11 protein-coding genes are annotated in these 19778 nt (G+C 73.7%); 9 read left to right on the top strand and 2 right to left on the bottom strand.

Features of this window, described 5'->3' with window-relative positions; genetic code table 11:
• Nucleotides 1-492: 492 nt before the first annotated feature.
• From ACSNN8_RS07020 to ACSNN8_RS06980, 9 genes are all read left to right on the top strand, one after another.
• On the top strand, nucleotides 493-4233 hold the full coding sequence (locus tag ACSNN8_RS07020; RefSeq protein WP_436647701.1) for a toxin C-terminal domain-containing protein: 3741 nt from the start codon (nucleotides 493-495) through the stop codon (nucleotides 4231-4233).
• Nucleotides 4230-5051, top strand: a complete 822-nt coding sequence (locus ACSNN8_RS07015; protein ID WP_436647699.1) for a hypothetical protein — start codon at nucleotides 4230-4232, stop codon at nucleotides 5049-5051. Before ACSNN8_RS07020 ends, ACSNN8_RS07015 begins: the two co-directional genes overlap by 4 nt.
• A gap of 244 nt (nucleotides 5052-5295) precedes the next feature.
• Nucleotides 5296-9087 (top strand): HNH/endonuclease VII fold putative polymorphic toxin, encoded by a 3792-nt coding sequence (locus ACSNN8_RS07010; RefSeq protein ID WP_436647697.1) that lies wholly within the window; start codon nucleotides 5296-5298, stop codon nucleotides 9085-9087.
• Between the two features lie 9 nt (nucleotides 9088-9096).
• On the top strand, nucleotides 9097-9492 hold the full coding sequence (locus tag ACSNN8_RS07005) for an Imm50 family immunity protein (protein ID WP_436647695.1): 396 nt from the start codon (nucleotides 9097-9099) through the stop codon (nucleotides 9490-9492).
• A 423-nt stretch (nucleotides 9493-9915) separates the two neighbouring features.
• On the top strand, nucleotides 9916-14049 hold the full coding sequence (locus ACSNN8_RS07000) for a polymorphic toxin-type HINT domain-containing protein (protein WP_436647693.1): 4134 nt from the start codon (nucleotides 9916-9918) through the stop codon (nucleotides 14047-14049).
• Entirely contained in the window at nucleotides 14046-14306 is a 261-nt protein-coding gene (locus ACSNN8_RS06995) for a hypothetical protein (RefSeq protein ID WP_436647691.1), read from the top strand. The genes ACSNN8_RS07000 and ACSNN8_RS06995 overlap by 4 nt, the downstream gene beginning before the upstream one ends.
• A 100-nt stretch (nucleotides 14307-14406) precedes the next feature.
• Entirely contained in the window at nucleotides 14407-15438 is a 1032-nt protein-coding gene (locus ACSNN8_RS06990) for a 3-isopropylmalate dehydrogenase (protein ID WP_436647689.1), read from the top strand.
• 130 nt (nucleotides 15439-15568) lie between these two features.
• Complete coding sequence (locus ACSNN8_RS06985) at nucleotides 15569-16666, top strand: branched-chain amino acid aminotransferase (RefSeq protein ID WP_436647687.1); 1098 nt, start codon at nucleotides 15569-15571, stop codon at nucleotides 16664-16666.
• Nucleotides 16667-16830: 164 nt separating this feature from the next.
• A complete protein-coding gene (locus ACSNN8_RS06980; RefSeq protein WP_436647685.1) occupies nucleotides 16831-18723 on the top strand; it encodes a caspase, EACC1-associated type in 1893 nt (630 codons plus the stop codon).
• On the opposite strand, the gene ACSNN8_RS06975 is transcribed toward ACSNN8_RS06980, so the two are convergent.
• Together ACSNN8_RS06975 and ACSNN8_RS06970 are read right to left on the bottom strand one after the other, a co-directional pair.
• Nucleotides 18720-19463, bottom strand: a complete 744-nt coding sequence (locus tag ACSNN8_RS06975) for a tyrosine-protein phosphatase (RefSeq protein ID WP_436647683.1) — start codon at nucleotides 19461-19463, stop codon at nucleotides 18720-18722. The genes ACSNN8_RS06980 and ACSNN8_RS06975 overlap by 4 nt on opposite strands.
• A gap of 8 nt (nucleotides 19464-19471) precedes the next feature.
• Nucleotides 19472-19735 carry a hypothetical protein gene (locus ACSNN8_RS06970; protein WP_436647681.1) on the bottom strand — a complete coding sequence of 88 codons (264 nt, stop codon included), beginning with the start codon at nucleotides 19733-19735 and terminating at the stop codon, nucleotides 19472-19474.
• Between the last annotated feature and the right edge of the window lie 43 nt (nucleotides 19736-19778).

Below are 19778 nucleotides of genomic sequence, written 5' to 3'. Positions count from 1 at the left end.
GGTGGCGGCGATCACGGGCGCTCCGTCGTGCCGGCGCGTCCGTGACGTCCGTGCGCTCGCTCGGCGCCGTCGGCGGCCCCCACGCCGGACGATGATGTGGTTCAATTTCGCGGCGATCTAATCAATCGACCGGGGTGATTGGCCTAGTCCCCGGCGAGCCATGACGGTTCACGGGGGACCTGACATGCGTGTACGTATTTCGGCCGCGGCGCTCGCCGGAGGTGTGCGCCGCCGCGTGCCTGAGCATTCCTCGCGTCGGCGTGGGATCGGTGCCGACAGCGAGGGTCCGTCCGTGCCGGCTCCGCGGCGGCGGGATGCCGCCGGTAATCGGCTGAACGTCATCTGACAGCGCGCCGTGCGTCCAATTCGGACTTCGCGCGGCGTCCCGTAGCAGTGCCCGCTCCCGGGCCGATTCCTGAGCTCCTCGCGACCTTCATCCGGGCGGTGTCCTGACCGCGCCGGCGTTCCGAGCACGTGAAACGGGGATATGTAGTGAGTATTCGCACGCGGATGCGGGCGGCGGCACTGGTGTCGCTGACCGCCGCGATCGTGGGGTCCTATCTGCACGCGCCGCCGGCCCTGGCGGCGCCGCGGCCGGCCGCGGCACTCGCGGAGGACCCGCCGTCACCCTTGCCGCCGGGCGTGGAGATGCCGCCGCTGATCACGGAGACGTGGAACGGCTCGACCGGCGTGTCCACGATGGACGAACGGTGGCGCAAGGCCGTCGCCGACGTCGCCGAGTTCACCGCCGAGCCCGAGATCCGCGACGCGGCGCTGGCGGCGCTGGCGACCGGCGACCCGGTGAAGATCCAGAAGTTCGCGACGGTCGACAAGCCCGCCCTGGACAAGCAGGTCGCGGCGCGCAAGAAGCAGGAGGCGGCGGACAACCTCGCCAAGGTGACGGCGATGAAGGGCACCGGCACGCCGGGCGGCTACTTCAACGCCGAGGTCGAGCGGGTTCTCAAGGGCACCGACAGCGACCGGGCGGCGTTCCTGGCGTACGGCGCGGACATCGCCCGCGAGCGTGACCGGCAGACCGCGAAGACGGCCGCCGAGCGGGCGGCGACGCTGCGCGAACGGGTCCGGCTGGTGGCCGCGGCGGCTCCCGCGGAGTCGAACGTGAAGCGCGCGGCGGAGGCTGCGCTCGCCGGCGACGACGCGGCGATTTCGGCGTTCCTGACCACCGGCTATCTGACCGCCGCGCGGGCGGACGCCGCGGAGCGGGAGCAGTACCTGAAGGATCTGGAGGCGCGGAACAAGGCCGCCGAGGAGCTGACGGAGCTGGCGCAGCGGTCGGCGCGGGCCAACGAGGCGCGCAAGCGGTTGCTGGTGGCGCACGGCGAGGGCGTGCGGGCGTTGCAGCAGGCGGCCAACGCGATGGCCGCGGCCGCCAACGGCGCCCGGCATGCTTCGCGGGTGCTGTCCGGTGGTGGCACGGTGGCGCAGAAGGCGGCCGAGCTGGCGACGGCGAACACCGAGGCGAAGCGGCAGCTGGGTTACGCGCAGGAGGCGGCGCGGCAGGCGGGCATCGCCGCGGCGACGGCTTCGACCGCGGCCGACGACCTGGTCGAGACCGGGCTGGAGTACGGCGCGGAGTGGGCGCTGATCGCGCAGGGCATGAACGAGGCGGCAACCGCCGCGGTCGGCGCCACCCAGACGGCGCAGTACGCGATCGACGCGACCATCGCGACCAACAGCGCGCAGGGCGCGCAGGCTCAGGCGGAGGCGCACGCGCAGCAGGCGATCAAGTGGCGTCAGCACGCCGAGGAGCACGCGAAGGCCGCGGCCAAGCTCGCGACCGCGGCGGCCAAGCAGGCGGCTGCGGCGAAGACGGCGGCGGCGCGCGCCAAGAAGGCGCGTGAGCAGGCGGAGGCTGCCGAGGCCAAGGCGTGGGCCGAGGCCGCCAAGACCCGGCAGCACCGGGAGACCGCCGAGGCGCAGGCGGCCGAGGCGAAGCGGCAGCGGCAGATCGCCGAGGCCGAGCGGGCCAACGCGGCGCGGTACCGGGCGGAGGCGGAGCAGCAGGCGGCGATCGCCCGCAACGCCCGCGCCCAGGCCGATGCCCAGGCCGCCGCTGCCGCAGGGGCGCGCAGCCGCGCGGAGGCCGCGGATTCGGCGGCGGCCGCTGCCGAGGACCGTGCCTGGGACCAGGAGGACACGGCGCGTCAGGCGCGGGATGCCGCGATCGCGGCCGAGCTGGATGAGCAGACGGCGAAGGCGAACGCGCAGGCCAAGCGCGCTGCGGTCGCGGCCGCGGCGAGCGACAGCGAGAAGCAGGCGGCGCAGCGGGACGCCGACGAGGCCGAGCGGCAGTCCGGTGTGGCCAGCAACGCGGCCCGGTCGGCTCGATCGGCGGCCAACACCGCCACCGGCGCGGCGGCGAACGCCCGCGCGGCGGCCAACCAGGCCGAGCAGGCGGCGAACCGGGCGTGGGCGGCCGCGGACAAGGCGCAGGCGGCAGCGGCCGCCGCGAACGCCGCGGCGAACAAGGCCGAGTCGACCGCGAAGGCCACGCACGCCGCCCGGATGCGCGCCGACGCCAAGGCGGCGACCGCGACCGCGGAGGAGAACAAGGCCGCGCGGGCGGGCAACGCGGCGATGCGGCTGGCCGAGCAGGCCGCCGACGAGTCGGTGCGCTCGCTGTGGGCGGCGAACCGGACCAAGGACGAGGCCGAGGCGGCGACGAGCGAGGCGGTTGCCGCGTCCGCGCAGGCGGACATCGCGGTGCGGGCGGCGGTCGCCGCCGGTCAGTCGGCGGCCGGGATCGCCGAGCCGGCCAACTCCGCGATCGCCATGGTGTCGCCGTTCGCGGGCGCCGACATCGACGCCGATTTCGTCAAGCTGGTCGCCGACCAGGCCAAGAGCATCGGCGCGGAGCAGGCCGCGGCGGCCGACGCGCGCGCTGCCGAGGCCGTGCTCGCGGCCGACAAGGCGCAGGCGGCCGCCGACCGCGCGAACGAGCAGGTGAAGCCGGCGTTCGCGGCGGCCGCGCAGGCTGCCCGGTCCGCCGCCGACGCGGCCCGCTCGGCGGCCGAGGCCAAGAAGTACGCGGCCCAGGCGGCCGCCGACGGTGCTGCCGCCCGTGCGGCCGCGGCCAGTGCCGCCCGTGCCGACGCGCAGGCCAAGGCCGACGCGGCGGCCGCACGGCAGGCGGCCGACGAGGCGGCCAACGACGCGGCCATCGCCGGTCAGAACGCGCAGGCAGCGCAGGCCGACGCGGACGCCGCCGCCAGCGCCGCCACCGCGGCCGAGAACGACGCCGCGGCCGCGCGGGGCGCCGCCGACCGGGCGGAGGCCGACGCGGCCGCCGCCCAGCGGGCGGCCGAGAGCGCGCAGAAGCACGCCGACGGCGCGGCCACGGCGGCCGGGAACGCCCTGCAGCACGCCATCGAGGCGCAGCAGGCCGCCGACCGTGCCGAGGAGGCCGAGCGGCAGCGCGAGCTCGAGCAGCGCCGGGCGCTGGTCGAGGGGATGACCACGTTGCCGACCGGCGCCGAGCGGGATCAGCTGCTGGCGCTGCTCGAGCCGGGCGACGACGCGGAGTACAAGCGCCTCGAGGACCTGGCGAACAAGGACCTGCTCGACTATCTGAAGGACGCGATCCCCGGCCTGATCGACGACCTCACCCCGTGGGGTGACATCAAGGGCTGCTTCATGGAGCGCAACTGGCAGGCATGCCTGTCGCTGGCGCTCACGTTCGCCCCGGGCGGCGGCCTGCTCAAGGCCGGCAAGATGGCCAAGAAGCTGCTCGAGCACGCGCCGAAGATCAAGAAGTTCCTCGACGACGTGAACGACGCCCGCAAGAAGCTCGACGAGATGAAGGACCAGGCCCGGCGTCGCCACGACGTGGACGGCCCGTCCTGCCCGAACCTGCCCGGAGGCGGCGCCGCGCTGCGCAAGGGCGCCTCCGCCAAGGCGGCAGCGGCCGCGTCGCGACCGTGCGGCCCGGTGCTGACCAAGGCGCAGTCCAACGACCTCGCCAAGTGGCTGGGCTACAAGCAGACCAAGCTGCGCTCGGCGGGCCGCGGCAACCCGGCCATCTGGGAGAACAAGAAGGCGCCCGCGGCGGTGCGTTACATTTCCTGGGACACCGAGGGACACGTCGGCGCGCTGTTCAAGGCCGGTCCGACGCCCGAGTCGCTGCAGACGTCCGCCAGCACCCTGCGCAGCGGGAGCTACGACATCGGCAAGCTGCCGAACGGCGAGTGGGGCCTCATCTGGGTAGCCAAGTGACGCGACAGCTCAGGCTGACGCCCGTCGAGCCCGGCGATGCCGCCGGGCCGGCGGGCGCCGCCTTCGACCTGCTGACCGGCGCGCTCGGCGTGCGGGCGTTCGAGACGCACGCCGCGATCGTCACCGAGCCCGAGCCGCCATGGCTGGGCCGGGTCTACCCCGGCCGCCGGCTCGACGTGGCCACGGCCCGGCGGCTGTTCCTCGACATGCTCGCCGGCCGGGGAGTGGTCTGCGTGCTCGCCGGCGAGCCGTCGCTGCGCCTGGAGACGTCGTGGGACGGGGTCTTCTACGCCTCCGTCCCGCCGGACCGGGCCGATCTCGAGGGGGAGTTGCGGCGGCTCGGGCTGCGGGTCGCCGAGGCTCCCGCGGACGAGGAGCCGGAGGAGCCCGGCCCCGGCGCCGACGACGCGTTCTGGGCGGCCGTCCCGTTTCCCGCGCTGATCCTCGAGTGCTGGGCGGGTGGCGTACTCGGCCAGAGGTGGATCAGGGCGGAGTCGGACGCGGTCCGTTCGCACGTGCGGCCCCGCTCGACCGTGGCGGCCTATCCCGGCGTGCCGGTCCACCGGGCCGGCCGCGAAGGCCTGCGGGAGGCGGTGGCCTCGATGGACCGGCTGCTCGACTCGGTCGTGGTGTTCCCCGCCGGCGCGGACACGGCGGTCCTGCCGTCGCGGACCTACACCGCGGGCATCAAGGACGTGCCGGACGACGACCTCCCGCCGTACGGGGACCTGGCGTTCTTCTTCTTCCCCGAGGAGGAGGTCCCCAGCGCTGTGGTGCCCGACGCCGACGGCGTGGTGCGCGCGCCGCTGTCGTGCTGAGCCGTCGTGCCCGCAGGCCGCGTCACCCCCCGGCCGAGCGATCCATGTGATTGAATCCCCGTCGACGCGCATCCATCGACGGGGATTCATCTCCGGGGCGCGCCGTCACGGGGGCGAGCACTCGAGCACGGGGCTGCCGGCTGCACGCGCGCCGGTCACCGGCTGATCTCCCTGTTTTGCGCTGCCCTCTTACCGGTGGCTCACCGGCCGCCGGTCTCTGATTGCCTGAACGGGGACGTACGTAGTGAGCATTTCTCAGCGGATTCGTGCGGCGGCACTGTTGTCGCTGTCCGCCGCTCTGGTGGGCACGGTGTTGCATGCGCCGCCCGCCCTCGCGGCACCGCCCGGCAAGCCGCCGGCGGCACTTCTGGCGGAGGATCCGCCCACGGTCGAGGTTCCGCCGCTGGTCACCGAGACGTGGAACGGCACCACCGGTGTGTCGACTCTGGACGATCGGTGGCGCAAGGCGGTCGCCGACGTGGCGGAGTTCACCGCCGAGCCGGAGATCCGGGACGCGGCGCTGGCGGCGCTGGCGACCGGAGACCCGGCGGCGATCCAGAAGTTCGCCACGGTCGACAAGCCGGCCCTCGACAAGCAGGTCGCCGCCCGCAAGAAGAAGGAGGCGGCCGACAACCTCGCCGCGATCCGGGCGATGGTGGGCACCGGCGGGGCCTACTTCAACGCCGAGGTGCAGCGGGTGCTGGCGGGCACCGACAGCGATCGGGCGGCGTTCCTGGCGTACGGCGCGGACGTCGCCCGCGAGCGGGACGCGCAGGTCTCCAAGACGGCCGCCGAACGCGCCGCCACGCTGCGGGAACGGGTCCGGCTCGTGGGTGCGACCGCTCCCGCGGAGTCGAACGTGAGACGGGCGGCCGAGGCGGCGCTGGCCGGTGATGACGCCGCGATCGCCGCTTTCCTCGCCACCGGCTATCTGACGGCGGCGAAGGCGGACGCGGCCGAGCGGGAGCAGTACCTCAAGGACCTCGAGGCCCGCAACAAGGCGGCCGAGGAGCTGTCCGAGCTGGCCCAGCGGTCGGCGCGGGCCAACGAGGCCCGCAAGCGGTTGCTGGCCGCGCACGGCGACGCGGTACGGGCGCTGCAACAGGCGGCCAACGCGATGGCGGGCGCCGCCAACACGGCACGCCACGCGGTACGGGTCCTCGACGGCGGCGGCACGGCGGCGCAGAAGGCAGGCGAGCTCACGACCGCCGACAACGAGGCCAAGCGGCAGCTGGGCTACGCGCAGGAGGCAGCCCGGCAGGCGGACATCGCCGCGCGGATCGCCACGTCGGCTGCGGACGAGCTGATCGACACCGGCCTGGACTACGGCGCGGAGTGGTCGCTGATCGCCATGGGCATGAGCGAGGCCGCCACCGCCGCGGTAGGCGCCACCCAGACGGCGCAGTTCGCCATCGACGCGACCGTCGCCACCAACAGCGCGCAGGGCGCGCAGGCCCAGGCCGAGGCGCACGAGCAGCAGGCGATCAAGTGGCGCAAGCACGCCGAGGAGCACGCGAAGGCGGCGGCCAAGCTGGCCGCGGCAGCGGCGAAGCAGGCCGCCGCGGCGAAGACGGCAGCGGCGCGCACCAAGGCCGCGCGGGAACAGGCCGAAGCCGCCGAGGCGAAGGCGTGGGCCGCGGCGGAGCAGGCTCGCCGCCACCGCGAGGTCGCCGAGGCGCAGGCCGCCGAGGCCAAGCGGCAGCGGCAGATCGCCGAGGCCGAGCGCGCCAACGCGGCGGCCGCACGCCAGCGTGCCGAGGCGCAGGCCTCCATCGCCGCCAACGCCCGCGCGAACGCCGACGCTCAGGTCGGCATCGCCGCCAACGCGCGCAGGCAGGCCGATGCGGCCGACTCCGCCGCGGACGAGGCGAACAAGCGCGCCTGGGACCAGGAGAACAACGCGATGCGGGCGCGCGACGACGCGCTGGCCGCGGAGCGGGCGGAACAGACGGCCAAGGCGGAGGCGGCCACGCGGCGGGCGTGGGCCGCCCAGGCTGCCGGCAGCGCCGACGCCGCCGAAGCTCAGCGCCAGGCCGACGAGGCCGGCCGCCAGGCCGGCACCGCCGGAACCGCGGCCCGCAGCGCGCGAGCGTCGGCCAACACGGCGACGGGCGCGGCGGCGAACGCGCGGTCCGCTGCCGTGCAGGCCGACCAGGCCGCGGCCCGCGCATGGGCTGCTTCCGAGAAGGCGCAGGCCGCAGCGGCACGCGCCGATGCTGCCGCGGATGCCGCGGAGGCGGACGCCAAGGCGGCTCACTCGGCTCGGCTGCGGGCGGAGGCCAAGGCCGCCGAGGCCACCCGGCAGGAGATCAAGGCTGCCGAGGCGGCCAGGGCGGCCCAGCAGCTCGCTTCGCAGGCCTCCGAGGAGGCGGTGCGGTCGCTGTGGGCGGCACAGCGCACCCGGGACGAGGCTCAGGCGGCGACGAACGAGGCGGTGGCCGCGGCGGCTCAGGCCGACATCGCGGTGAGCGCCGCGAACGCCGCCCGGGTCTCGGCCGCGGGCATCGCCGAACCGGCCAACAGCGCGATCGACATGGTCTCGCCGTTCACCGGCGACGACATCGACGCGGACTTCGTCGAGCTCGTGGCCGAGCAGGCGAAGGCCATCGGAGCGGAGCAGGCCGCCGCGGCCAAGCGCCGGGCCGACGAAGCCGTCGCCGCCGCCCGAGCGGCAGCCGAGGCGGCCCGCGGCGCCAACGACCAGGTCAAGCCGGCCTACGAGCAGGCCGCCAAGGCGGCAGACTCGGCCGCGCAGGCGGCGGCGTCCGCCGCCGAGGCGAAGCAGGCGGCCGTGCAGGCCGCGGTTGACGGTGCGGCGGCCCGTGCCGCCGCGGCCAGCGCGATCAAGGCCGACGAGCAGGCCCGGGCCGACGCCGTGGCGGCCCGCAACGCGGCCAACGAGGCCGCCAACGACGCGGCCATCGCCGGCAAGGCCGCGGCCGCCGCGCAGAGCGAGGCCGACGCGGCCAACGCGGCTGCTTCGCGTGCCGAGTCCGACGCCGCCGCGGCACGGGGCTCGGCCTCCGCGGCCGAGAAGGACGCCGCCGCCGCCGAGGCGGCCGCGGCCAGTGCGCAGAAGCACGCGGACAGCGCGTCGATCGCGGCCGATCAGGCGCTCGGCTACGCGGTCGAGGCGCAGAAGGCCTTCGAACGCGCCGAGGCCGCCGAACGCGAGCGTGAACAGCAGGAGCGCGTCGAGGACATCGAGGGCGGCGGCGGGCTGACGCCCGACGAGGAGAAGGACCTCCTGGCCTCGATGACCCCCGAGGAGCAGGAGCGGTACCGCCAGGCCAAGGCGCAGGCGGACCAGGGCATCCTCGACTTCATCAAGGCCAACGCCGGCGATCTCGTCCTCAGCCTTCTCGGCCTGGACAACATCAAGGGCTGCTTCATGGACGGCAACATCACTGCCTGTCTGTGGGCGCTGGCCGACTTCATCCCGTGGAGCAAGGCGCTCAGCCTGACCGCCGACCTGCTCAAGTTCGCTCCCAAGATCGCCCGCTTCGTCAAGGCGCTCAGCGGCGCCCGCAAGGAGGTCGACGAGCTCACCGACCTGGCCAAGGCCCGCAAGCAGGCCGACGAGCTGCCGGGCTGCCTCGGCGCGGCGGCGAAGAAGGGCGTGACGCGCGCCTCGGCCAGGACCTCGTCCGCTTCGGCAGGCATCAGGGCCGCGGCGGCGGGCGAGGCCTGTGAGATCGTGGACAAGGTCACTTCGGCGAGCCGGAGCGCCTCGTTCCGGCGGGCCAAGCGGGACCTCAAGATCCCGATGAACCAGGTGCCCGACAAGGTGGAGCGGATCCCGATGACCGACAAGTACGGCAACCCGGTCCTCGACGCGAACAAGCAACGCATCATGACGCGCGAGTACCACTTCACCCGCAGCGACGGCAGCAAGGTCGTCATCCAGGACCACTCGGCCGGGCATCAGTTCGGCGAGGGCGGCGTGGGCGACCAGGGACGCCACCTGAACGTCCGGCCGATCGAGAACACCCGCACCGGCAAGGTCGAAGGCACCGCGCAGCACTACGAGTGGTAGGGAACCGCTATGACCGGATGGACGAAGGCGCTGGGCAACCCGGAGGGTCTGCTCGCCGTCTACGAGGGTGTTCCGCCCGAGCTGACGGGCGTCTCCGTCCACGAGCTGACGATCGGGCGTGACGGTCCGTCGGTGACCGTCACGTTCGATCTGCCGGGCCCGGCGAACCCGCCGGCGAAGTGGGCCCGCGCCGGTTTCGACACGGTGCAGGTGCGGCTGCGCCTGTTCGGCGTCGCCGATCTCGAGCTGCGGGGCATCTCGACCGACCCGGTGGCGGATCTCGAGCTCACCGCGGGCGACCCGGTCCGCCTCGAGATCACGTCGCCCGACCTGACCCTGCGGGTGGTCGCGGCGTTCGCCGACGTGGCCGGGTTCTCGGCATATCGGCGGGGCGCCCCTCGGTGAGGCGCCTTGCGCGTCATAAGTCCGCATCGCTAGCGTTGTCCGTGCTGCCCGTCCCGGGTGGGCCCGTCTTCGGGTGACGGTGTCCGCTCGGCGTGGTGAGCATTTCGGCGGGACCGAGCCACGCGTACTCGTCGCATCAGCCCCCGTTGCCGTTTGCCGCGGCACGGGGGCTGTTCGCTTCGCCACAGCGCCGCGCGCTCCGCGGGCCCCTTTCCCGGCGATCCATGTGGTTGAATCCCCGTCGACGCGCGTCCATCGACGGGGATTCATCTCCGGGGCGCGCCGTCACGGGGGCAAGCATTCGAGCACAGGACTGCCGGGCGCACGCGCGCCGGTCGCCCGCTGACTCTCCTGTTCACGCTGCCCCGCAACCGGCGGCTCACCGGCCGCCGGTCTCTGATTGCCTGAACGGGGACGTACGTAGTGAGCATTTCTCAGCGGATTCGTGCGGCGGCACTGTTGTCGCTGTCCGCCGCTCTGGTGGGCACGGTGCTGCATGCGCCGCCCGCCCTCGCGGCACCGCCCGGCAAGCCCTCGGCGGTATTTCTGGCGGAGGACCCGCCCACGGTGCAGATCCCGCCGTTGGTGACCGAGACGTGGAACGGCAGCACCGGGGTCGACGTGGTGGCCGAGCGGTGGCGCAAGGCCGTCACCGACCTGGCGGAGCTGACCCCGGAGCCGGAGATCCGCGACGCCGCGTACGCCGCGCTGGCCTCCGCGGATCCGGCGGCGATCCAGAAGTTCGCCACGGTCGACAAGCCCGCGCTCGACAAGCAGGTGGCCGCCCGCAAGAAGCAGGAGGCGGCCGACAACCTCGCCAAGGTCAAGGCGATGAAGGGCACCGGCGGCACCTACTTCAACGCCGAGGTCGACCGCGTCCTGGCCGGCACCGACAGCGACCGGGTGGCGTTCCTGGCGTACGGCGCGGACGTCGCCCGCGAGCGGGACGCGCAGGTCACCCGTACGGCGCAGGAGCGGGCAGCGACGCTGCGCGAGCGGGTCCGGCTGGTGGCCGCCGCGGCGCCGGCGGAGTCCAACGTCCGGCGCGCCGCCGAGGCCGCGCTGGCCGGCGACGACGCTGCGATCGCCGCTTTCCTCGCCACCGGTTACCTGACGGCGGCGAAGGCGGACGCGGCCGAGCGGGAGCAGTACCTCAAGGACCTCGAGGCCCGCAACAAGGCCGCCGAGGAGCTGTCCGAGCTGGCCCAGCGGTCGGCGCGGGCCAACGAGGCCCGGCAGCGTCTGCTGGTGGCGCACGGCGAGGGCGTACGGGCATTGCAGCAGGCGGCCAACGCGATGGCGGCCGCGGCGAACGGCGCCCGGTACTCCGCGCGGGTGCTCTCCGGCGGCGGCACGACCGCTCAGAAGGCCGCCGAGCTGACGACCGCCAACACCGAGGCCAAGCGGCAGCTGGGTTATGCGCAGCAGGCCGCGCAGCAGGCGAACGTCGCCGCGGCGACCGCCACCACGGCCGCGGACGACCTGATCGCGACGGGCCTGACGTACGGCGCGGAGTGGTCCCTGATCGCGCAGGGCATGAGCGAGGCCGCCACCGCCGCGGTCGGCGCGACCCAGACGGCGCAGTACGCGATCGACGCGACCGTCGCCACCAACAGCGCGCAGGGCGCGCAGGCCCAGGCCGAGGCGCGCGCGCAGCAGGCGATCAAGTGGCGGCAGCATGCCGAGGAGCACGCGAAGTCGGCGGCGAAGCTGGCCGCCGCCGCGGCGAAGCAGGCCGCGGCCGCCAAGACCGCGGCAGCACGGACGAAGAAGGCCCGCCAGGACGCCGAGGCCGCCGAGGCCAAGGCGTGGGCGCAGGCCGAGAAGACGCGCCAGCACCGGCAGGAGGCCGAGGCGCAGGCCGCCGAGGCCAAGCGGCAGCGGCAGATCGCCGAGGCGGAGCGGGCCAACGCCGCCCGCTACCGCGCCGAGGCGGAGCAGCAGGCCGCCGTCGCCCGCAACGCCCGGGCCCAGGCCGACGCGCAGGCGGCCGTCGCCGCGGGCGCCCGCGGCAAGGCCGAGGCGGCCGAGGGCGCCGCGGCGAAGGCGGACGACCGGGCCTGGGATCAGGAGGACGCCGCCCGGGTGGCGCGCGACGAGGCCATGGCGGCCGAGCGGGCGGAGCAGACGGCCAAGGCCAAGGCGGCCGCGATGCGCTCCGCCGCCGCGTCGGCGGGCAGCGACGCCGAGAAGCAGGAGGCGCAGCGCGAGGCGGACGAGGCGGACCGGCAGGCCGGCATCGCCGGTGGCGCGGCACGCTCGGCGCGTTCGGCGGCCAACACCGCCACGGGCGCGGCGGCGAACGCGCGTGCCGCGGCCACGCAGGCGCAGCAGGCGGCCGACCGGGCCTGGGCGGCGGCCGAGAAGGCACGGGCAGCTGCCGCGGCGGCCGACGCCGCCGCGGACAAAGCCGAGGCGAGCGCCAAGGCGACGCACGCCGCCCGGGTGCGGGCGGACGCCAAGGCGGCCCTCGCGACCGCCGAGGAGACGAAGTCGGCGCGGGCCGCCGACGCCGCGATGCGGCTGAGCAACGAGGCCGCCGACCAGGCCATGCAGGCGCTGTGGGCGGCGAACCGCACCAAGGACGAGGCCGAGGCGGCCACCCGGGAAGCGGTCGCCGCCGCGGCTCAGGCCGACATCGCGGTGCGCGCGGCCGCGGCGGCGCGGGACTCGGCGGCGGGCATCGCCGAACCGGCGAACACCGCCATCGCCATGGTCAACCCGTTCGCGGGCGCCGACATCGACGCGGACTTCGTCAAGCTGGTCGCCGAGCAGGCCAAGAGCATCGGCGCCGAGCAGGCCGCCGCGGCCAAGGCCCGGGCGGACGAGGCGATCGTCGCGGCGGAGAAGGCACAGGCCGCCGCGGACAAGGCCAACGAGCAGGTGAAGCCGGCGTACGCCGCGGCCGCCCAGGCGGCCCGCTCGGCAGCGGCAGCCGCGCAGTCGGCGGCCGAGGCGAAGCAGGCCGCGGCGCAGGCGGCCGTGGACGGCGCCGCGGCACGCGAGGCGGCGGCCAGTGCCGGCCGCGCGGACGCCCAGGCCCGCGCGGATGCGCTCGCGGCTCGCCAGGCGGCAAACGAGGCGGCCAACGACGCGGCGATCGCGGGGCGCAGCGCCCAGGCCGCGCAGGCCGACGCGGACGCCGCGAACAGCGCCGCCAGCGCCGCGGAGAGCGACGCCGCCGCGGCGCGGGGCGCCGCCGGCCGGGCGGAGGCCGATGCGGCCGCCGCGCAGACGGCTGCGGACAACGCGCAGAAGTACGCCGACAGCGCCGCGACGGCGGCGAGCCAGGCGCTGCAGCACGCCAAGGAGGCGCAGCAGGCGGCCGAGCGGGCCGAGGAGGCCGAGCGCAAGCGGGCCGCGGAGGCGCTGGCGGCCGGGATCGACGGTTCGCCCGCGCCGCTCGACCCGAACCTGATGAAGTACCTCACGCCCGAGGAGCAGGAGAAGCTGCGCCAGGCGCAGAACGACGCCGGGCAGAACGTGCTCGACTTCTTCAAGGAGAACGCCTGGGATCTGTTCCTCGAGCTCTCCGGGGTCGGCGACGTCAAGAAGTGCATCATGGAGGGCAACGTCGAGGCGTGCCTGTGGTCGCTGGCGAACCTGCTGCCGGCGAACAAGATCTTCGGCACGGTCTTCAAGCTCGGCAAACTGCTGCCCAAGCTGTTCAAGTTCCTCGACCGCATCAAGGGCGCCCGCAAGGAGGCCGACGAGCTCGCCGACCTCGCCAAGGCCAAGAAGCTCGCCGACACCAAGCCGCCGACGTGCAACAGCTTCCTGCCGGGCACGCCGGTCCTGCTCGCCGACGGCACCACCCGGCCGATCGAGCAGGTGCGGCTCGGCGATGCGGTGCTGGCCACCGACCCGGTCACCGGCGTCACCGCCGGCCGGCCGGTCACGCGGCTCATCACCGGCAACGGCGTCAAGCAGCTCGTCGACATCAGCATCGACACCGACGGCGCCCGGGGTCACGCGACTGCCCTGATCACCGCGACCGCCAAGCACCCGTTCTGGGTGGCGTCGCTGTCGCGATGGGTCAAGGCCGGCTCGCTGGTGCCGGGGCAGTGGCTGCGCACCAGCAGCGGCACGTACGTGAAGATCTCGGCGGTGCGGCACCACGCCGCGAAGGCCCGGGTGCACAACCTCACCGTCGCCGAGACCCACACCTACTATGTGGTGGCCGGCCGTACGTCGGTGCTGGTCCACAACGACAACTGCAACATCTTCCACACCGACGACCCGGACGGCTTCTGGGTCAGCGAGCTGCGGTCCAACGACATCGACCTCGAGCTCGGCGCCCAGATCACCCGATCCGCCAACGAGCTGCACATGAAGGACTTCATGATGTTCGTCAAGGGCAAGCCGGCCGACCAGATGGAGAAGCTCGGCACCCAGGGCGTCATGGCGGTCAAGGCGGAGATGCTCAAGTGGGCGCGTTCCGACGGCCTCGAGACGATCGTCATCACCGGCAAGCGGGTCACGCCGGGCGTGCCGCGACGGGACTTCAAGTACGTCATCGACGTGGCGACCGGGCGGATGAAGTCGGTGAGCTCGTGACCTCGGGTTTCGACGCCGAGCGGGCGGTCGCCGACGCCCGGGCCGCCGGGCTGCTGGACGGCACCGACGAGGAGCTCGTACGGTCGCTGCGAAGCCGGGGCCTCAGCCTGATCCAGTCGGCGATGGTGGTCGCCAAGGGCCGGGGCGTCCCGCTGGGCGAGGCCAAGGAGACGGTCGCGGGCAGCCCGTCGTGGACGGCGGAGTTCGAGGCGAACGCGCCCCTGCACGACGCGGCGGAAAGGCTGGCGGAGCAGTAGTGCCGCTCCTTAACGCTCACTAGGTGGGACCGGCGTACCGAAGATCGGGACCCAGGCGCTAGCCTGGGTCCCGACGCATTGGCGACCCTGAGGAGCAGACGTGAGCGTGGCGCGGATCGCGGTGGTGGCCGGCGACGGCATCGGTACCGAGGTGACCGCACAGGCTCGCAAGGTGATCGAGGCCGTGCTGCCCGGCGCCGAGTTCGACGACTACGACCTGGGCGCCCGCTTCTACAACCGCACCGGCGAGGTGCTGCCGCAAGCCATCGAGGACGAGCTGGCCCTGCACGACGCCATCCTGCTCGGCGCCATCGGCGACCCCAGCGTGCCGCCGGGCGTGCTCGAGCGCGGGCTGCTGCTCAAGCTGCGGTTCGACTTCGACCAGTACGTGAACCTGCGCCCCTCCAAGCTCTGGCCCGGCACCGTCAGCCCGCTCGCGGGCGTCAAGCCCGGCGAGATCGACATGGTCGTGGTGCGCGAGGGCACCGAGGGCCTCTACGTCGGCGCCGGCGGCGTCCTGCACAAGGACACCCCCGCCGAGATCGCGACCGAGGAGAGCCTGAACACCCGGCACGGCGTCGAGCGGGTCGTGCGCGACGCGTTCGCCCGGGCCCAGCGGCGCGACCGTCACCACCTGACGCTCGTGCACAAGACCAACGTGCTCACCAAGGCCGGCAGCCTCTGGGCGCGCACGTTCGAGGCCGTCGCGGCCGAGTTCCCCGAGGTCACCACGGAGTACCAGCACATCGACGCGGCCAGCATGTTCATGGTCAGCAACCCGCAGCGGTACGACGTGATCGTGACCGACAACCTCTTCGGTGACATCCTCACCGACATCGCCGCTGCCGTTACCGGCGGCATCGGCATGGCGGCCAGCGGCTCCGTCAACCCGGAGCGCAAATACCCGTCGACGTTCGAGCCCGTGCACGGCTCCGCGCCGGACATCGCCGGCCAGGGCATCGCCGACCCGGCGGCCGCCATCCTCTCCGCTTCGCTGCTGCTCGAGCACCTGGGCCACCACGACGAGGCCCGCCGAGTATCCGAGGCGGTCGCAGCCGACGTCGCTGCCCGCACCCCGGGCACCCCGCTGCGCACCGCCGAGGTCGGCGACCGCATCGCTGCCGCGCTCTGACCCTTCCCGAGCGCGCGGCCTCTTCACCCGCCGGTCATTGTGTTAACGACCGTTCGGGGTAAATTCATGGAGCACTACGGGTGCTTCCGCATGCCTAAATCTTCTCCGTGAGAAAGCAGGTCCACTCGTCATGAGCGGTGGTGACAACCTCGATTTCGAGATCCGTCCGAACCCGGCACCCGTGGGCGACGCCGAGCGCGCTGCGCTGCTCGCCAACCCCGGCTTCGGCCGCATCTTCACCGACCACATGGTCACGATCCGGTACGCCGAGGGCAAAGGCTGGTACGAGCCTCGCGTCGAGGCCCGCGCGCCGATCCCGATGGACCCGGCGTCCGCCGTGCTGCACTACGCCCAGGAGATCTTCGAGGGTCTGAAGGCGTACACGCTGCCCGACGGCGGCATCGCGATGTTCCGCCCCGACGCCAACGCGGCCCGGTTCGCCCAGTCCGCGCAGCGCATGGCCATGCCGCAGCTGCCCGTCGAGACGTTCCTCCAGTCGCTGCGCGAGATCATCCAGATCGACCGCCAGTGGCTGCCGCCGGGCGACGAGGGCAGCCTCTACCTGCGGCCCTTCGCATACGCCAGCGAGGTCTTCCTCGGCGTGCGACCCGCGATGGAGTACCTCTACCTGGTGATCGCCTCGCCGGCCGGCCCGTACTTCTCCGGCGGCGTCAAGCCCGTGTCGCTCTGGGTGACCCCCGACTACACGCGCGCGGCTCCCGGCGGCACCGGCGCGGCCAAGTGCGGCGGCAACTACGCGGCCGGCCTGTCCGCGCAGGCCGAGGCCATCGAGAACGGCTGCGACCAGGTCGTCTACCTCGACGCGGTCGAGCGCAAGTACATCGACGAGCTCGGCGGCATGAACGTGTTCTTCGTGCTCGACGACGGCACCCTGGTCACGCCGCCGCTGACCGGCACGATCCTGCCCGGCATCACCCGCGACTCGCTCATCAAGCTCGCCGAGCGCGCCGGCCGCAAGGTCGAGGAACGCCCGGTGAGCCTCGACGAGTGGCGCGAGGGCGCCGCGTCCGGCCGAATCCGCGAGGCGTTCGCCTGCGGCACGGCCGCCGTCATCACCCCGATCGGCAAGGTGAAGAGCGCCGCCGGCGAGTTCACCATCGCCGACGGCGGCACCGGCGAGGTCACCACAGCGCTGCGCAAGCAGCTGGTCGACATCCAACGCGGCCGCGCCGAGGACCCGTTCGGCTGGGTCCACCGCGTCCTCTGAGCCATCAAAGGGCCGGGCCTCCGTCGCTGACGGGCGCCCGGCCCTTCTCGTAGTCGGATCACGTCGGTTGTCCGTCCACGGCCCCCGCCCGACCGGAGGAACGACAGGCGCACCACCCGCCGTCATGCTCGTCTGATAGCACCGACGGCGAGAGGGCGTACGCGATGAGTGATCAGCGGCTGGCCCTGGTGGTCGCCGTCGATCGGTACGAGCACCCCACGCTGCACCAGCTCGCGGCGCCTGCCGCCGACGCGGACGCGCTGGCCGACGTGCTCGGCGATGCGAACCTCGGCGGGTTCGACGTCGAGGTCATGCACAACCCGACCTCGTGGCAGCTCGGCGAACGGGTCGAGCGGACGCTCGGCAGGCGGAGCCCGTCGGACGTGGTGCTGCTGCACTTCTCCGGCCACGGCCTCAAGGACGACGCGGGCGAGCTCTATCTCGCGGCGACCAACACCCAGCCCGATCTGCTCGGCTCGACCGGCGTCGACGCGGCCTGGGTCAACCGCGTCATGCAGCGGAGCCGGGCGCGAAGTGTGGTCCTGCTGCTGGACTGCTGTTACGGCGGGGCGTTCGAGCGCGGGATGATCCGTCGCTCGGGCGACGACATCGACGTCGGCGACCAGTTCCGCCAAGGGCGGCTCGACGAGGGCCGGGGCCGGGTGGTGATCACGGCATCGACCGCGATGGAGTACGCGTTCGAGGGCGCCGACCTGGCCGAGGGCGCCGCGGCCAAGCCGTCCGTGTTCACCGGGGCGCTGGTCGAGGGCATCCGCAGCGGTGAAGCCGACCGGGACGAGGACGGGGTCGTCTCCCTCGGCGAGCTCTACGACTTCGTGTACGACCGGGTCCGCTCACGGTCGCCCCGGCAGACGCCGAGCAAGTGGGAGTTCGGCATGCGCGGCGACCTGATGGTGGCGCGCAACCCGCACCGGCGTATCCGGGCCGCCGTGCTGCCGCCCGAGCTGCTGGAGCTGGTGCAGCACCCGCTGCCCGCAGTGCGGATGACCGCGGTGCGCGAGCTCGCGCCGATCGCCGGCGGCGAGAACCTCGAACGCGCGGCGGCCGCTTTTCCCGTGCTCGAGGAACTCGTCGACGACGACAGCCGGATGGTGAGCGCGGGGGCGACCACGGTCCTCGACCGCACGCGGGTCCGGCTGGCACGGGAGAGCATCGACCTCGGCGCGGTGCAGGTCGGCAGTGAGCCGGTCGAGTTCGACGTGGCCGTGGGCGGAAGCCCGCTGGCCGGGTCGTCCGCCGTGAGGGGCGGCAAGCAGCTGCGGGCGAGCCTCACCGACGCCACACTGCACGTCGTCTGGACGCCGCGGGTGGCCGGGGAGCTGGCCGAGACGATCACTCTGGACGGGCCGGCCGGGACAGCTGTCCTCCAGGTCACCGGCCGCGCCGTCGCGCCGGCTTTGGGCAGCCCGCCGACGTCGGCGGCCGGAGCTCTGCCGCCGGCTCCGTCCAGTGCCGTGCCGCAGCAACGGCGCGAGGCAGCGCCGCCGGCCGTGTCGGCGCGCCCACCCACCGACCGGCCGATCTCGAAGGAGCACGCCCGGGTCCTGATCTCGGCCGTCGTCGTGCTCGTGCTGGTCGGGGTGGGTATCGCCATCGCGCTTGCGCGCAGCGGCCGAGGCGATGACGGTGCGAGGGCCGGCACGGGCAATTCCGGCTTGCTGAGCCTTCTGCCGTCGAGCGTCGCGGCCACCTGCTCCGCCTCGTCGGGCGATGGCGCCAAGGCCGCAGTGTCCTGTTCGCCGGGGGTGTACTCGGCCGCGTTGTTCCAGTTGTGGGACACGCGATCGGACATGGACGACTACCTCGCGGCCGCGGCCGGCGTGACAGGAAGCTGCGCAACGGCGCCCACCGGCGATCGAACCGTCGCGTCCTCGTTCAAGGAACCGGGTGTCTCCGCCCAGATCGTCTGCACCAAGGACTCGGTGAAGTGGGGTGTGGGTGAATCACTGCTCTCCGCGACGTTCGTCACCCGCGGCTCGGGCGACTACCCGTCTCTCTACTCCACGGCAATCAACGTTCTTCGCAAACTTCCCTAGCTCTCCAGCAGGTGGGCGCGCAGCGAGGTGAGCTCGTCGTCGGTCAGGCCGATGTCGCGCACGTAGCTCTCGATCGAGCCGTGGTGGGTGCGCAGGTCGTCGAGGAACATCTGCATCGCGGCCGGTGGGGAGTTCCACATGTGTTCCTTGCCCAGGACCGCCGACGGGTGCTTCTCGAGCAGGTGCGCGGTCAGCGGGGCCACCGCCGCGGTGGTCAGCGCGTAGTCGGCGGTGATGTCCTCGTCGGACACGCCGAGCAGGGCCAGCGTCAGCGCGCAGACCGTGCCGGTGCGGTCCTTGCCGGCCATGCAATGCACGATGACGGGCGCCTGCGCGGGGTCGGCGATCAGCCGCAGCGAGGCGAGGATCGCCGCGCGACCGTCCTCGGCGAAGTTCAGGTAGCGGTCGGCCAGCCACCGCTCGTGGACGGCCTCGTCGGGGTGGCCCACCTCCTCCCAGTCGACGTGCTCGAGCACGAGGTTGTGGTAGTCGAGGCCGTGCGACTCGGCGATCCGGCCGTACCTCTCGATCTCGAAGGGGCGGCGCAGGTCGATCACGGTCCGCACGCCGAGCGCAGCGAACGCCTCGGCGTCGTCCGAGCCGAGGCGGTGCAGCGCGTCGGAGCGGAAGAGCCGGCGCCAGCGCACCGTGCGCCCGTCGAGGCCGGGATAGCCGCCGACGTCGCGGAAGTTGTAGGTCGCGGAGAAGCCGAGATTGCGGGGGTACTGTTCCACAGCCACGCTTCAACCTAACGCGCCTTGTCGATCTCCGAACCCGGCGAGCTCATGTGCTGGTCGTTCACGGAGGGGCCGTCGCGGTCGTCGCTCGCGGCCGGTGCGTCCGGACGCTCCTCGGCATCGTCGGCGGAAGGGGCGGGCCGCCCGGGGGAGGATCCGCGGAAGGCGTGCGGGTCGAACGCCCCGCCGCCCTCCTGCTGGACGAACTCGCCCTGCGCGTCGCTGATCAGCCCGCCGGCCCGGTCGGGGTCGTTCTGGTCGTAGCCGTCGCTCATGCGGGGGATTTACCCGGCCGCCCCACGGCGTACCGTCTCAGGT

Source organism: Actinoplanes sp. URMC 104 (assembly GCF_051386375.1).
In the GTDB taxonomy this organism is placed as follows: Bacteria; Actinomycetota; Actinomycetes; order Mycobacteriales; family Micromonosporaceae; genus Actinoplanes.
The sequence above is the reverse complement of the archived record's forward strand: the minus strand, read 5'-3'. Positions and strand labels throughout refer to the sequence as shown.

Bases quoted from the DNA above. Each gene is read 5' to 3' on its own strand.
- ACSNN8_RS06970 (WP_436647681.1), bottom strand. From the start codon at position 19,735: ATGAGCGACGGCTACGACCAGAACGACCCCGACCGGGCCGGCGGGCTG.
- ACSNN8_RS06985 (WP_436647687.1), top strand. From the start codon at position 15,569: ATGAGCGGTGGTGACAACCTCGATTTCGAGATCCGTCCGAACCCGGCA.
- ACSNN8_RS07005 (WP_436647695.1), top strand. From the start codon at position 9,097: ATGACCGGATGGACGAAGGCGCTGGGCAACCCGGAGGGTCTGCTCGCC.
- ACSNN8_RS06980 (WP_436647685.1), top strand. From the start codon at position 16,831: ATGAGTGATCAGCGGCTGGCCCTGGTGGTCGCCGTCGATCGGTACGAG.